10 protein-coding genes are annotated in these 13934 nt (G+C 56.3%); 2 read left to right on the top strand and 8 right to left on the bottom strand.

From position 1 onward, the window contains the following. Nucleotides 1-24: 24 nt before the first annotated feature. The 5 genes from JQ575_RS24080 to JQ575_RS24060 all read right to left on the bottom strand — a co-directional run bounded on the left by JQ575_RS24080 (nucleotide 25) and on the right by JQ575_RS24060 (nucleotide 7219). Nucleotides 25-1509 (bottom strand): HlyD family type I secretion periplasmic adaptor subunit, encoded by a 1485-nt coding sequence (locus JQ575_RS24080; protein WP_212035641.1) that lies wholly within the window; start codon nucleotides 1507-1509, stop codon nucleotides 25-27. Further along, on the bottom strand, nucleotides 1506-3683 hold the full coding sequence (locus JQ575_RS24075; protein WP_212035640.1) for a type I secretion system permease/ATPase: 2178 nt from the start codon (nucleotides 3681-3683) through the stop codon (nucleotides 1506-1508). Before JQ575_RS24075 ends, JQ575_RS24080 begins: the two co-directional genes overlap by 4 nt. Nucleotides 3684-3904: 221 nt before the next feature. Beyond that, nucleotides 3905-5137: a glycosyltransferase gene (locus JQ575_RS24070; RefSeq protein ID WP_212035639.1), complete on the bottom strand. Its 1233-nt coding sequence runs from the start codon at nucleotides 5135-5137 to the stop codon at nucleotides 3905-3907. A gap of 38 nt (nucleotides 5138-5175) precedes the next feature. Further along, nucleotides 5176-5943: a hypothetical protein gene (locus JQ575_RS24065; protein WP_212035638.1), complete on the bottom strand. Its 768-nt coding sequence runs from the start codon at nucleotides 5941-5943 to the stop codon at nucleotides 5176-5178. A gap of 178 nt (nucleotides 5944-6121) precedes the next feature. Next, nucleotides 6122-7219: a calcium-binding protein gene (locus JQ575_RS24060; RefSeq protein ID WP_212035637.1), complete on the bottom strand. Its 1098-nt coding sequence runs from the start codon at nucleotides 7217-7219 to the stop codon at nucleotides 6122-6124. Between the two features lie 301 nt (nucleotides 7220-7520). Here JQ575_RS24060 and JQ575_RS24055 point away from each other — a divergent pair, with 301 nt between their 5' ends. Next, nucleotides 7521-9149, top strand: coding sequence for a glycosyltransferase family 4 protein (locus JQ575_RS24055; RefSeq protein WP_212035636.1), 1629 nt, complete (start codon nucleotides 7521-7523; stop codon nucleotides 9147-9149). A 6-nt stretch (nucleotides 9150-9155) separates the two neighbouring features. Here the strand turns inward: JQ575_RS24055 and JQ575_RS24050 are convergent, their stop codons facing one another. Further along, entirely contained in the window at nucleotides 9156-10223 is a 1068-nt protein-coding gene (locus JQ575_RS24050; protein WP_249166853.1) for a M23 family metallopeptidase, read from the bottom strand. A 267-nt stretch (nucleotides 10224-10490) separates the two neighbouring features. Here JQ575_RS24050 and JQ575_RS24045 point away from each other — a divergent pair, with 267 nt between their 5' ends. Continuing rightward, a complete protein-coding gene (locus tag JQ575_RS24045) occupies nucleotides 10491-11324 on the top strand; it encodes a bifunctional 2-polyprenyl-6-hydroxyphenol methylase/3-demethylubiquinol 3-O-methyltransferase UbiG (RefSeq protein ID WP_212035634.1) in 834 nt (277 codons plus the stop codon). A gap of 114 nt (nucleotides 11325-11438) precedes the next feature. Here the strand turns inward: JQ575_RS24045 and JQ575_RS24040 are convergent, their stop codons facing one another. Together JQ575_RS24040 and JQ575_RS24035 are read right to left on the bottom strand one after the other, a co-directional pair. Then, nucleotides 11439-12887 carry a hypothetical protein gene (locus JQ575_RS24040; protein WP_212035633.1) on the bottom strand — a complete coding sequence of 483 codons (1449 nt, stop codon included), beginning with the start codon at nucleotides 12885-12887 and terminating at the stop codon, nucleotides 11439-11441. A gap of 334 nt (nucleotides 12888-13221) precedes the next feature. Further along, the gene (locus JQ575_RS24035; protein ID WP_312016012.1) at nucleotides 13222-13554 is read right to left on the bottom strand and encodes a transposase; all 333 of its coding nucleotides are present in this window, start codon (nucleotides 13552-13554) and stop codon (nucleotides 13222-13224) included. Nucleotides 13555-13934: the final 380 nt, after the last annotated feature.

Raw genomic sequence — 13934 nt, 5'->3', positions numbered from 1 at the left:
CTCTTCTCACGATGCGTTGATTTCTCACCGTTCTTTGAGGGCTTGCGAAGCTATTCTTGCGAGAGGGGAGAGTACGTATTCGATGATACGTCGGCTATCGGTCTTGATTTCGGCGGTAAGGGTCATGCCGGGCGTAAGGGGGATCACGGCATCATCGATTTTCATGGCGTTTTCGTCGAGCGCGATAGTAACAAGGAAGACGAAGTTCTGGGGCTGGCCAGGGCTCACGCCGGCTGAGTTTTGAGCGTTGACCTGGCTGGTGGCGTTGGCTTGCTGGCGGCGGGCGGTCTGTTCGTCGATGGCATCGGTGGCGATGCGGGTGACCTTGCCGTGGAGCGAGCCGAAGCGGGTAAAGGGAAAGGTATCGAGCTTGATGACAGCGTCCTGGCCGACTTTGACGAAGCCGATGTCGGTATTGGCGACGTAGACCTCGACTTGGAACCGGCCATCGTTGGGCACGATGGTCATGAGCTGCTGGCCGGTGGTCACGACCTGGCCGACGGTGGTGACGGCGACCTGCTGCACGATCCCGTCGGCGGGAGCGTATAGTTTGGTGCGGGTGAGCTTGGTGTTGGCCTTGGCGTATTGCTGGGCAGTGTCTTCCAGTTTGCGCTCGGCATCAGCAAGCTTAGTGGTGTTGTCGGCGACGAAGGTGGCGAGGGCCTTGTCCTTTTCACTATTCAGTTCGGCGACCGCAGCCTGGGCCTCCAGTAGCTGGCCGGTATCGCTGGCGAGCGCCGAGCGCGATTTGTCCAGCGATTCCATAGCATCGAACAGGTTGATCTTGGTGCCGACCTCGAGCTTGAGCGAGGTCTCGCGGACCGCCACGCGATCCTGCAGGGTCTTGATCAGTTCGGTCTGGAACTTGATGCTCATGTTGAGGCGGTCGCGGGTCGCGTTCTTCTGGGCAATTTGCTGCTCGATATTGCCCAGCGTCTCGCTGAGCTGGCTGACATCGGCCAGCAGCACTTGGTGCTCGCGGGCCCGGCTGGCCGGCAGGATATCATCCTTCCATTGGATGGCGGCGACCGGCAGCAGCGGCGCGGAAGGCCATGCCCGCGCCTGGCGGATGGCCAGTTGCCGCCGCACGATCTCGGCGTAAGCCGAACTGACCGCCTCCCGTAATCTGCGCGCATCGGCCTCGGCCTCGGCCGGGTCGAAGGCGATCAGTTCGTCACCCGCCTTGACATGGGTGCCGTTCTCCACCGCCAGCGAGACCACCTTGCCCGGATCCATCGGCTGAATCACCTTGGTCCGGCCGGAGGCCTCGATCTTGCCCTGGGCCACCGCATGGACGTCCAGCCGACCAAAGAACGACCAGGCAATGGCCGCCGCCACGAAGGCGCAGATCGTTAGCATCAGCGCCACCGGCACTGGCGAGGGCGGTGTCTCCAGGACCTCCAGGGCGGACGGCAGGAACTCCCGGTCGCGGCCGCTGACCGCGGATTTAAGCGGAACCAGATTGTCCCGTGGCGGCAAAGCCTCCCTATTCAGGGCCTTGTTGTTCATGACTTGGTCCAATCGTTCTGCAACGACCACAGACGGGCATACAGACCCTTGGGCTGGGCCACTAGCTGATCGTGAGTGCCCTGTTCGACCATCTTGCCGCCGACCAGGCCGATAATCCGGTCGCAGGGGCGGACCGCGGCCAGGCGGTGGGCAATAATGATCACGGTGCGGCCCTTGGTGATGGCGCGCATGTTGTTCTGGATAATGCGCTCGCTCTCGTAGTCCAGCGCGCTGGTGGCCTCATCCAGGATCAAGATACGGGGGTTGGTGGCAAGCGCCCGGGCGATGGCAATGCGCTGGCGCTGGCCCCCAGACAGGTTGGCGCCCCGCTCCTCGATGATGGTGTCGTAGCCCTGCGGCAGCGCAGCAATAAACTCATCGGCGCCGCCGAGCCGGGCCACGTTCATGACCTGCGCCCTTGCCATCGCCGGATTGGTCAGAGCGATGTTGTCGTGGATCGAACGGTTGAACAAAAGGTTTTCCTGCAGAACTACGCCGATCTGCCGGCGCAGCCAGCCCGGATCGAGCTGTGCGATGTCGACCCCGTCCAGCATGATCTGGCCACGCTCCGGCGAGTACAGCCGCTGCACCAGCTTGGTCAGCGTGGACTTGCCCGAGCCGGACGGTCCGACAATGCCGATCACCTCGCCCGGCTTGATGTTCAGCGTTAGGTTCTGGATAACCTCGGGCCGGCCAGGCTGATAGCGGAAGGTCACCCCCCGCAACTCGATGCCCCCCTTGGGCGGTCCCAGCGTCGGCAGATTCGGCGGGATCGGCTCCACCGGCGAGTTGAGGATGTCGCCCAGCCGCTCCACCGAGACCTGCACCTGCTGAAAGTCCTGCCACAACTGCGACAGCCGCAGGATCGGCTGCAGCACCTGGCTCGAGATCATGTTGAAAGCTATCAGTTCCCCGACCGTCATAGTGCCGGCAATCACCGCTTGGGCCCCAAACAGCAGGATCATCGCTGTAGTCAGCTTGCTGACATACTGGATCAGGTTCTGGCCCAGCGTTCCCAGCATGGTGGCATCGAATGATGTGCGCACATAAGCCGCCAGGCGCTCCTCCCACTGTACCTGCATCATCGGCTCGACACTGGAGGCCTTCAGCGTCTGTGCCCCTACGATCGATTCCACCAAAAACTGCTGACTCTGCGCGCCGCGATTGAATTTCTCTTTGATCTGGTCGCGCAGGAAGGGCCGGATCAGTGTCGCAATCAGGATGTAAACCGGGATGGTCGCCAGAACCACCAGCGTGAGCTGGACCGAGTAGAGGAACAGCACGGCGATGAACACGAAGGTAAAAAACAGGTCCAGTAGCGACGTCAGCCCCTGGCCGGTAAGAAAGTTGCGAATTGTCTCCAGTTCGCGCACCCGCGCCACCGTCTGGCCGGTCGGGCGGGTCTCAAAATAGCTAATGGGCAGGCGGAACAAGTGGTAGAATAACCGTCGCCCCAGTTCCACGTCCATCCGGTTGGTGGTGTGGTTAAGCGCGTAGCTGCGCAGATATTGCAAGATGGTCTCGAACAGGCCGATCACAACCAGCCCCACCACCAGTACGATCAGTGTCGACAGCCCCTTGTGAACCAGCACTTTGTCGATTACCAGCTGGAAGAACAACGGGGTGATCAGCCCGAATATCTGCACGAAGAACGACGCGATCAGCACATGCGACAGCGCTCGGCGATAGCGCCAGATCGAGGGTAGGAACCAGTTGAAGCCAAAGGTCTTCGGATCGCTGCCTGCCCCCCCGACGCGGCGGGTCACTAGGATTATATTGCCGTCCCACTGCGCCGAAAGTCCCTCCAGATCGACTTCCGTACTGGTACGCCTGACCGGATCCGCCAAGCGGAACTGGCCTTTGGCCGCCCCGTGCGCCAGTACCTGATAGCCGCCTTCCTTCAACCCGATGATCGCAGGCAGCGGGATCGCCGCAAGCCGCTTGGGCTTCGCTTGGGCAATCCAGCGCGCCTTCAAATCCACCCGCATGGCCGCCCGCACAATCTCCTCAGGCCCAGAAAGCTGGCCCGTCAGCCCAAGCTCATGTGCCAACTGCCGTGGATCAACTGCAATTCGGAAATAACCCGCCATCGTTGCTACGGAAAAAAGACCCGAATCAACCCGCTCAACGGGCGCGGCCTCCTCAGCCTTCGGTGCGATGGCCTGTAACGTCATGAAATGCTTTCAAGTATGGAACGGCAAGCACCAAAACATTAGCAGATTTTGGAAATAAGAAAGTGATTTTGACCACCCCCTCGTCGGGGTAGCAGCTGCCAAAATTCTAACCCGGCGGTTCACAATATCAGTTGGCTCGTTAACTTTTAGCCTGCACCGCTCCGCCATTCGGTAGCGCTGATAGACAGCTGGAACCTGCCAGCGAACCTGTCTGGTCGGCCTTAACCGTGGTTGGCCGGATCGAACTGGCGAAGAAATTTTACCCACTGGGGCAGACATCGCTGGTTAAGGTCGTACCGGTCGACGATCGAACGGCGAGCCGCTTCTCGAATTCTTGAGAACTGCAGCGGATCGGCCAAGGCCTCGATCACTCGTTCCGAAAGCCCTTCCGTGTCGAAAAAATTGGTCAGCAGCCCGTTTTCGTCATCCTCGATCACCTCCTCGACTGGCGCGGTTTTGGATGCGATCACGAGCGCGCCCGCGCTCATCGCTTCGATCATTGACCAAGACAAAACGAAAGGATAGGTCAGATAAACGTGTGCGCTTGAGATCTGCATCAACGAAATGAAACTCGCGTATGGCACCTTCCCCACGAAATGCACTCGATCTAGCGGCAACCTATCCTTCACCTCGTTGAAGAAAACATCTTTCCAACTCTGGCCATTTCGCGGCGGGGGTCCGTAGGATGCCCCATCCCCTCCCACGATAACAGCATGTGCGTTCGTCCTCTCCGCTAGAATGGCGGGCAACGAACGCATAAAAATATGGTAGCCGCGATAAGGCTCGAGATTGCGATTTACAAACGTAATCACCTCGTCGCGCATGCTGAGCGATTGCCCGGAGGGTAGAGTGAAGGCCGCAGCCGGATTTGGCGCCGCAACATTCGTATCGATCCCCTCATGCAAGACATGGATTTTGGACTGAAGGTGGGCAGGATAACGGTCTCTCTGCCAGGCGGTTGGCGCCACCCCAGCGTCGGCATCCGTCATCGCCAGCAAAATGGGAGCATTCTTTAGACGCACCGCATATCGCTCATTAAAGGATAGCGCCGACTGAAATTCTGGATCGAATCCGATATTGGCACCGTCCGCCGCATAGTAGAATTCCGCATGAAGGACAAGCTTGGTTGTCGGCCACACATCACGCACAGCCAGGCATTCGCCCCAGCCCACGTGGCCTACGACGATATCTGGAATGAACCCCTCATGTCGCAATTTCAGCATGACGTCAGCTGCAGCGCGCCCGCGCACCACGTGCTCCACAAAGGACGCCGCCAGCGGCGGCGGTTTTCCCATCAACCGAGCATCGATTTGATACTGAACGGTCGGTACGATTCTCTTCTGTGTATTTTTCGAATCGCAGATAGCGACGACCTGGTCCCCGCCTTGCAAAAGAGATTGGGCGACGTGCTTGAATTGTCCTGGGAAATTCTGATGTATGAATAGTGCCCGCATTTAGCCCGATCGATCTCGCACGAAAAAAGCCGATAAACCTAACGTTTTTTGGGAACCAGCAGGGTTTTCGGACGACGCGCCTTCGCAGTATCGAATAGCGAGAATGTGCGATTTACGTAATTTGTCACCGCGGAAAGTCCGGCCATATATTCTTTTAGCTGCGGGGTCATTTCAGCCTCGATCAATCGAACCGGACGGCTCGGATCGTTTGTTTCAAACCGAACGTAATACCAGGGCTCGCCCCTCCTGATCACGAGTTCCTTGTTGATGTCATACCATTCAAAGGCCCACATCATATGTCGAGGCCAGATGTTGATTGGGAGCCGTCCACCGATCATCAGTCCCGGCAGCGGCGTTACGGGATAGTGGGCAAATGGCGGAAGCTGCATCATGTAGACGGGTTCGTCCGCCAAAAAAACGTAAGGACTGGATACCTGCAGGATCGGCCTGTTGGGGTGTCGCCATTCCTTTGGAGACACAAGAGTCATCATTTGAGACAACGCCTTGGGCCTGATCGTCGACATATCCCCCGCCGTACTGGCGAGCGTTGGCTGCTTTGTCTTTTCATCGATCTTGACACGAATTTGTATGTCAATTGGACAATTGACCTGAAATATGCGCGCCTCGTGCTCGATTATTGCAGGACAATAGGATAACGCCTTTGCATGCTCGGGCCGCTTTTGCTCCTCGCGGGTCAACCGCACCGGCGCATCCCAAATAAAGGTAGCCTTGTCGGTATCGAGGGTCCATCCCACCTCGACCGTTCGGCTTAGTACGGGAACCCTCCGCTTCAGAAAATCGAGCATATTCTCGTTCAGCCCCGCTTAATTACGTCAAACAGCATCACATTTCGCCAACAAGTAGCCTATAGCATCGTGTGGACGGTTACCCGTCAAAAACGGGGTTCAGTGTCAAGATTCGCGCCGCTTTCCAAGAAAAAAGGCCCCGTCTCATCGACGGGGCCTCTTCCTGGCAGTCTCGAGTCTAGCTTACAATACTGAAGTTGGCTGCGGTAAGTGTGCCCGCGGTCGCACCGTTAAGCCACACCGCCGTATCGGCATCCACCTGCACGACGAAGTAGGCGCCATTCTGGTACGAGTGCGACAACACGTCGGCGAACGAAGTAAACCCCGTTCCATTCAACTGAACGGTGTCTGTCCCCGCATTCCAGTCCTGAACAACTTCCACACCGGGAACGTCATTCGATACAAAGGTGTTGGTTCCGCCCTCGCCGAAGTAGTAGTTCACACCCTGCCCGCCATCGAAGTAATCGTTGCCGGCGCCTCCTTGGAGCACGTCGACACCATCCCCGCCGAACATCTGATCATTGCCTGCGCCGCCGTAAAAGTAGTCGTTCCCGGCACGACCGAACATGGTATCGTTGCCGTCGTTGCCTTGCAGGATGACGCGCCCGTCGGTGGCGATCAGGACATCGTTGCCGGCTCCGCCATAGGCTTGAGATCCATCTCCGGTGGAAAGGTAGATGTAGTCGTCGCCATCCTCGCCCTGCATACCAAGCTCGACACCTCCGAGGCCCACCAGGGTATCGTTGCCAATACCACCCTGCAAAGTATCATCGCCCAGGCCACCGTACATCAAATCGTTACCGTCGCCTCCGTAGAGCAAATCATTACCCGCATCACCGCTCAGAGTATCGTTGCCAATTCCCCCATCGAGAAAATCGTTGCCGTTTCCGCCATAAATATCATCGTTTCCAGCGTCACCTGTCAGTCCGAATTGAAAAATACTATTGTTAAAAGCACCTCCGGTGCCGGAATCATCGCCATCACCGCCGTATATTGTATCGTTGCCATCATACCCACGAACACGATCGCGTCCGGCGCCGCCTTCAAGATAGTCGTTGCCAGACGCGGCGCCCGGCGAGTAGTCAAACGGATCAGCAACCGTGCCGCTTCCTGTTAGTGCGGCTGGAAACCCACCGACGATCACATCATTTCCCTGACCGCCGTAGATTTGCTGAGCGGTACCATTTCCCCAGGCAATGTCGTTACCGTCTCCGCCATAGAAATTGTCGAAAACAGATGAAAAGTCGTTGATATCGTTACCGTAAAAATTTGCCATCGTAGCATCCCTCTATTGGTCAGAGTCTGAGCTTGAGGAACATGTTAACTCGCCTAGCCTATACGAGGCGAAACCATTTGCAATCCCGTTTGAAAGACCGTTCCTTGCATCTATGTGTCGTCGGCCTCGGTATTGCGGTTCAACGCCACTTCAGATTTATTGAACGACCGCAGATTTAAAACAGGGCCCGACGCCCCCCTTTTTCGAGTTCCTTAATTTATGAACAGGGCTTCTCATGTCCCCCCCAACTCCCGCGATTTTCTACGTGCCGGAAGGGTTCAGCCTCGGCGATAAGCGCATCATGGGACGCCAAGCCGCCGGCGCAGCTTTTTTAAAGGCGCTCGCACACCAGCGGCCCACACGACTTTTTTGTTATACTGCCAAGCGAGAATTCGTCGATCAGTTCAGCACCGACATCCGCCGCTATGGATCCGACAGCACGGCGATAGAATGGCTCCCTTTACCCGCGCATCGCCGGCTCGGCGAAGCCGGCCTGTTGTATGTTCCCGATCCCGGGCTGGCGCCGTTTGCATGGCGCCGCGCGCGGCATGCCCCCCGCTCCTACAGCCTGTGCGGCGTTACTCACACTTTGATGAGCCACGATGCGATGGAACTATTGGCATCGATGGCTTTAAGCCCGCTGGAGCATTGGGACGCTGTGATCTGCACATCGCGTGCAGTGCGCCAAAGCGTGGACCATCTTCTTGCCGTGCAGGCCGATTTCTTCAAGCGAAGATTTGGCGCTCGGCGTATGCCGATCCCCCAATTACCCATCATTCCCCTTGGGGTAGATTGTGGGAATTTCGCATTCAAGGACGGCGAGCGGCAAAAAGCCCGCCAGATGCTCGGAATCGACGATGATGAAATCGTGCTCCTGTATGTAGGTCGTCTATCATTCCATGCGAAGGCCCACCACGTTCCAATGCTTGTGGCTGCCGAGCAGGCCAGCAAGGGGCACAAGGTTGTTCTGCTTCAGGCCGGATGGTTTGCTCATGAGAAGATCGAAGCGATATACCGGACTGAAGGAGCCCAGTTTGCCCCATCACTGCGCCGAATTTTTGTCGATGGACGGAAGGCCAAAGATTTGCGGGCAGCTTGGGCGGCCGGCGACATTTTCACGTCTTTAACTGACAATTTCCAGGAAACATTCGGGCTGACGCCGGTCGAAGCTATGGCTTCCGGAATACCGGTAGTGGTGTCAGATTGGAATGGCTACAAAGATAGCGTTCGCGACGGCGTCGACGGCTTCAGGATTCCAACCATTACACTGCCGCCCGGCTCGGCAGAGTTTCTCGTTGAAAGAGCAGACTTCGGCTTTGACAATTATGACACCTATTGCGGCCTAACGAGCCAACTGATTGCAGTGGATGTGAAGGCGGCCACAGATGCTTATCGCAAGCTGTTTTCAGATCCAAATCTGCGCCGGCAGATGGGGGATTCAGGAAAAAAACGAGCTCGCGAAGATTACGATTGGTCGAAGATCATGGGCCTCTATGGGCAACTTTGGGCGGAACTTGGAGCCCGACGCAAGAACGGCGCGGAAGGCTCGGTGCCTTCGGGTGCGGTCCGCCCTGATAGAATGAACCCATTTACGATGTTCAGTTCCTATCCCACCAAAGCCCTCGAGGGGAAAATGAAATTTACGCTGGTCGAGGGCACGGGCGCCGCCGACGCCGATCGCAGATTGTCGGCCGAAAGTTTTAGCCCAGCAGCCAATATATTGATCAAACGAGAAAGCGTGGGAGAAGTCGTCCAATGTCTCGAGAAGGAAGGTACATCGCTTTCGCTGCTGGAGCTATCTGATCGTTTGCCTCAAATCCCGCGCGACATGCTGGCGAGAATCCTTATAATCTTGACGAAGTGTGGCATATTGACTTTTGTATCAACCACGGTGGTTGGTTCACCGAAACCAGTTCCAGCATCCGCGTAAAACCGCTTATGGCACGATCTCAATTTTAAATGTCTTTTCCAGAGTGACCTGCCCATTGTTGCGGACGTTGTAGTAACCTGTATAAGCGCCTGTCCAAGGTCGGGCATTTTGAGCTGATCCAACGGTGATGAAGGCCTGAGCCTTCGCGGTGGTGATCGCCGGGATCTCGTATCGAGCAATTTGTTTTCCCTCCGCATCTTCGATCTTAATGGCTTGCACGTCACCAGGTTTCAATCCGATGGCGCGAACGTAAGCAACGAGCGGCGCATGCGGGCTCGCCGGTCTGCTCAAAATTTCCCCGGATTCAATGAGGTCCATCGACACAGCCGTGGAAGCAAATCCCGAGTTGATGATCTCTCGATCGCGATAATCGATCGTACGCCCTAACGCCGGATCCCACAATGAAGTCCCGCTTCTGCAAGTACTGGGCGGCGCCCCGTAAGCGAATGGATCGACAACGAGGTTACCGCGCCTTACGGTGAAATGCAGATGCGAAAATTCGGTCTTGCCCGATAGCCCAACCCGACCGATTGGATCTCCAGCCGAAACCTGATCGCCAGTCCTGACACGGATGGTTCCCTTCGCAAGGTGACAGTACTGGGTACTCCAATCTGCCTTGTGCTCAATAATGATGCCGTTGCCGCACTCCTTGCCGGCCACAGATGAATCACCTCCGACGCGGACCGAGACATCCTGAATACCGTCACGGATAGCCTTTATCCGGCCTGGCGCCGCGGCCAGTACGTCGACGCCCCGGCTCGCCGCCTTCAGGTCTGGCAAGCGGAAATCCGTGCCGTTATGGCCATCATAGGTGCGCTCTCCGCAATTGTAGTCGCTGGCTCCCTTCGGATCCTCATCGTGGTCGACAAAGTTCTGTATGTAACAATCCGAGCCAAGATGGCAGCGGATGGGCAGTATCAAGAGGGGGCGGTTGTCGTCTTCAGCCGATGTACCACTCGTAACAGTCTGGGCAAAAAAGACCGCAATCACGCGCAAAACCCGCCGCGCAATAATCCATCCGGCGGATGGTGCACGCTGCACAGTTTTGGAGGAAGGCGAGAAACCTTGTTCCAACGATCGACCTGCAAGAACGCCTGAAAACCACCCAAATCGGCTTAGACGATAAACCAGAACTGCCCCCGAAACTTTACTGCAGTTTCGCTCAACCGCAACGGGGGCCTCCAAAAATCCCTTCGGCTGACTATCCATCTGTCGCGCCTTGGGTTATTGCTCGTGACAATAGCTTGAGGGTTCGTCATAGCAAGCCGGCGCGGAAACCGGGCTGCTGACCGCATACGGTCACCCCCAGACAATTTTCTTTCCAGCGAGAAGACCGAAGACATGAGCGATCAGGACATCAAGGCGACGACAGCAGCGAATGCCGACTTCTGGGACGAACTCTGCGGCTCGCAGGCAGCCAAACAGCTCGGTGTAGTCGATTCCAGTCCCGCCTCATTGAAAAAATTCGACGACTGGTACTTCGCATTTTACCCCTATCTTGACTATCATATTCCGTTCGGTTCGATGAAAGGAAAGCGAGTTCTCGAAATCGGACTCGGCTATGGGACCGTTTCACAGCGGATAGCGGAATCGGGTGCAATTTACACCGGGCTCGACATCGCCCAAGGTCCAGTGAAGATGATTAATCATCGCCTCGAACAACTGCATTTGCCGGGAAAGGCCGTGCAGGGCAGCATTCTGGAACCACCTTTCGAAGAAGGTTCCTTCGACATGATCGTTGCCATCGGTTGCCTTCATCACACTGGTGACCTGGCGCTGGCAATTGACCGCTGCCACCGATTACTTCGGCCCGCCGGACAGCTGATTCTCATGGTATATTCAGCCTATTCTTATCGGAGATTTTGGAACACGCCAAAGGACACGCTTTGGTACTTCGCACGCGAGTTAGCCGGCTATCGCGGAGTAATCGGGCTCAGCTCAAATGCGAAACGTGCGGCATATGACATCAACAGCAGTGGTGACGGAGCGCCGCACACAGATTGGATATCCATTAGGTCGTTGGAAAATCTCTGCAAGAAATTTGTCACCTTCAGCGCGTGCTTGGAAAACATTGACCAAGAGCCTCCGTTCGTTAGCCGTTCGCGCAACGACCTTCTCACCACGCGCTGGCCTAGACAGCTTGGCCTCGATATCTATGCAACTTGCACGAAGTAGCCCCCAGTTTGCACTCGTTTAAATTTGTCGCATGGTGCCGGGGCGCCTTCGACAGACCTAGACGCAGAACCGACCGAGACGTCGATCGCTGTCCTCGGTAAATGGATATGCCCTTCACCGCCTCAAATGTTGCTTCGCTTTGTGCACGGCCGGTCTGAGAAAACGCCTCACGGAGAGGGGCAACCTCAGCCAAATGAACACCATTGTTCTTTTGACGGAATAGAGCGCATTGATGAGTATCGTTTTGGCGGAAACCTGTCCTGCCGACGGTCTACCCATCGAGGGTAGCGAAAGGGATGGGGGGGATTTGATCGGCATCGGCAGTTTGTAAAAAATGGGGTTCGTCGTCACTGGAGTTGGAGCGACGTCGGTCGAACGTAACAGTTCGATCAGCGCAGCGCCATTTGTCTCTGTCAGAGCGTTGCTGGACCGAATGGATTCTCCGATCTGAATGACGTTCGAGGCGGTTGCAGAACGGAGTGCCTTGATTGCGCGATCCAGTTCATCGTCCACTAGACCCACATAGGACTTGTAACTGTAGGTGCCGGGCGCAATTACATCTTCAAATGCTTTCCGGGTCATTTCATCGATAAAGGCACCGTCCTGCAGCGCCTTGCAAATGTCACCAAGATTGCTTCCATCTTTTTTCAATGAAATGAAATGCTTGCCGGGCTTGATCAGCCCCGAATAATTTCCCTCGAACAAAACTAGGACGGCGCCCGCGGCTATGGTTTCGAAAACCCTGGGCGAGACTTGATTCATAATTCCGTCGAGTTCAACCGGCTTCACGATCGCCTCGTAGATGTCATCGTCAGAGGCCGACGGATTAGCTCGCTTAAACGAATCGATTCTTGTCCATAACGAATTATCCCAGTCGAAGACATTGCTTCCGCTCTCGGAGCCCAGCACTGCACGGCAGCTTCGCAGAAATTCGTACCAAGCCGGTCCATAGATTCTTTCTGCTTCCGACCAGGCAATGTCGCACCGAATATTATTTGCTGCGCAGTAATTGCGAACGATCTCACCAACCGCGACCTTCTCCTGCCCAAGCGAGCCATACCTTACATGGAGCGGCCTGCCCCTGTACCCGAAGACGATCTCTCGCTTGGATGCTGGCACGCCGCTCGTCTCGACCTCTAAATTTTCCGGAACGTACCCTGTGAGATTGTTCACGAACCGGACGTCCGGCAGCTTATCCGGCGGATAGATCGTCGGGATACTGACAGTCGGGACCGCGGTGAAAACCAATCGAATGCCAAGTCGATTGATCCAATGCCAAGCCCGACAGGTATGGTCATACTCATCCTGTATGAACAGGAATTTCAATCCACGGTAGCTTGTCAGTGTTTGGGCAGCGGATTCGGAGATCTGATCAAATGGAAGTCGCACTGAGTAATGAATTGCAACAGCGTCAAATCGCGATAAATCCAACTCCAGAGTGGAGAACTGATCGAGGTGGCAGAAGAAGGCTGCGTGCCGGGAAAACAGCGCAAAGCTGTTGATCTGCTCAAATACTGTGGCGGTGTAGGTTTGCGTGGAATTGTAGAGAAATAGAATATTCATGATGTCCGTAGGGTCAATCAAACGCGATAAGCGGAATAGGACACATTCGCCCAATTTTGCAAATGTTTAGCTCGAATGTCCCTTAGATTATTATTCCATCACATTGCAATTTTGATGTTCGCTGGCGCTTTGCGAAGCTGACCGGTGGAAACAGCACCGTCATTTCGGTTTTCAAGTAAGTATCCGGTGACGACCGCTTGACGGTCGATTCAGGCAGCCTGATCGACTCGCCCCTTTGGGGCGCGTCAATTCCAGGGAAGCAGTTCATCGAGCCAATGGACTGGATGCGCAGCGATCCGCGCAAAACGTCGGCGAGCCAGGCTTGGGCTCGACGTCATTCATCTTGGCGGTACATCAGCGCGGCAAGCTCGCCGCCGCGATCCGAGCCGCAGAACAACCACGACTTACGAACGAAAGCGATGCCGCGCGCGTCACGCTCGGCCGCATTTTTGGAGAGGGATGCGGCCGTCATTGAGGAAGCGGTAAATGCGCTCCAGCGCTTAAGCATGTAATTCATCGCCTTGGCGAACATCGTTGCTGCGCGAGAGCTTGACGCGCTAAGCGCGCATGCCAGACTTCCAGATCGGTCACGAGTGGCGCTGAGTTCCTGGCGATCCGCCTTGCGCCTTCGGCGCTCTGACCGTTTATGGTACGCTCGATCTCGAATAGGGCGTCGATCCGGCGAACTGTTTCCAGCGCCAGCGGGTATTTTTGCCCTCAGCCTTGCGACGCGCCTGCTCGGCCAGATCAGCCATCACGAAGAACGGACGCCGGGCGTGGACCCAACAGGCGGCTTCCAGGATCGGACCTGCGTTGCGATCCGGGTCTTAAAGCTTGCCATAGCCCCCATAGGCGTCGGCTTGGAAGGATCAGCAGATGGGCGATCAGCACCTGGTCGTCGGACTGCCGGCGCGGGCGGCTGCCGCCTCCGCCCGGGCAACAATCAATGCCGCTTTCATCGTTTCGACGTCGTATGGCAGCAATTCAAGGTCGTCACCCATGGCTCTGATGCAATCACAAAACAGGCGATTTGTGACGTCTTGTCTT

It is taken from the genome of Bradyrhizobium sp. JYMT SZCCT0428, from assembly GCF_018131075.1.
Lineage (GTDB): Bacteria > Pseudomonadota > Alphaproteobacteria > Rhizobiales > Xanthobacteraceae > Bradyrhizobium.
This window is presented reverse-complemented; position numbering and strand designations above follow the sequence as displayed.

Coding starts and splice junctions, on each gene's coding strand:
- JQ575_RS24080 (WP_212035641.1), bottom strand. CDS start 1,509: ATGAACAACAAGGCCCTGAATAGGGAGGCTTTGCCGCCACGGGACAAT.
- JQ575_RS24075 (WP_212035640.1), bottom strand. CDS start 3,683: ATGACGTTACAGGCCATCGCACCGAAGGCTGAGGAGGCCGCGCCCGTT.
- JQ575_RS24070 (WP_212035639.1), bottom strand. CDS start 5,137: ATGCGGGCACTATTCATACATCAGAATTTCCCAGGACAATTCAAGCAC.
- JQ575_RS24065 (WP_212035638.1), bottom strand. CDS start 5,943: ATGCTCGATTTTCTGAAGCGGAGGGTTCCCGTACTAAGCCGAACGGTC.
- JQ575_RS24060 (WP_212035637.1), bottom strand. CDS start 7,219: ATGGCAAATTTTTACGGTAACGATATCAACGACTTTTCATCTGTTTTC.
- JQ575_RS24055 (WP_212035636.1), top strand. CDS start 7,521: ATGGGACGCCAAGCCGCCGGCGCAGCTTTTTTAAAGGCGCTCGCACAC.
- JQ575_RS24045 (WP_212035634.1), top strand. CDS start 10,491: ATGAGCGATCAGGACATCAAGGCGACGACAGCAGCGAATGCCGACTTC.
- JQ575_RS24040 (WP_212035633.1), bottom strand. CDS start 12,887: ATGAATATTCTATTTCTCTACAATTCCACGCAAACCTACACCGCCACA.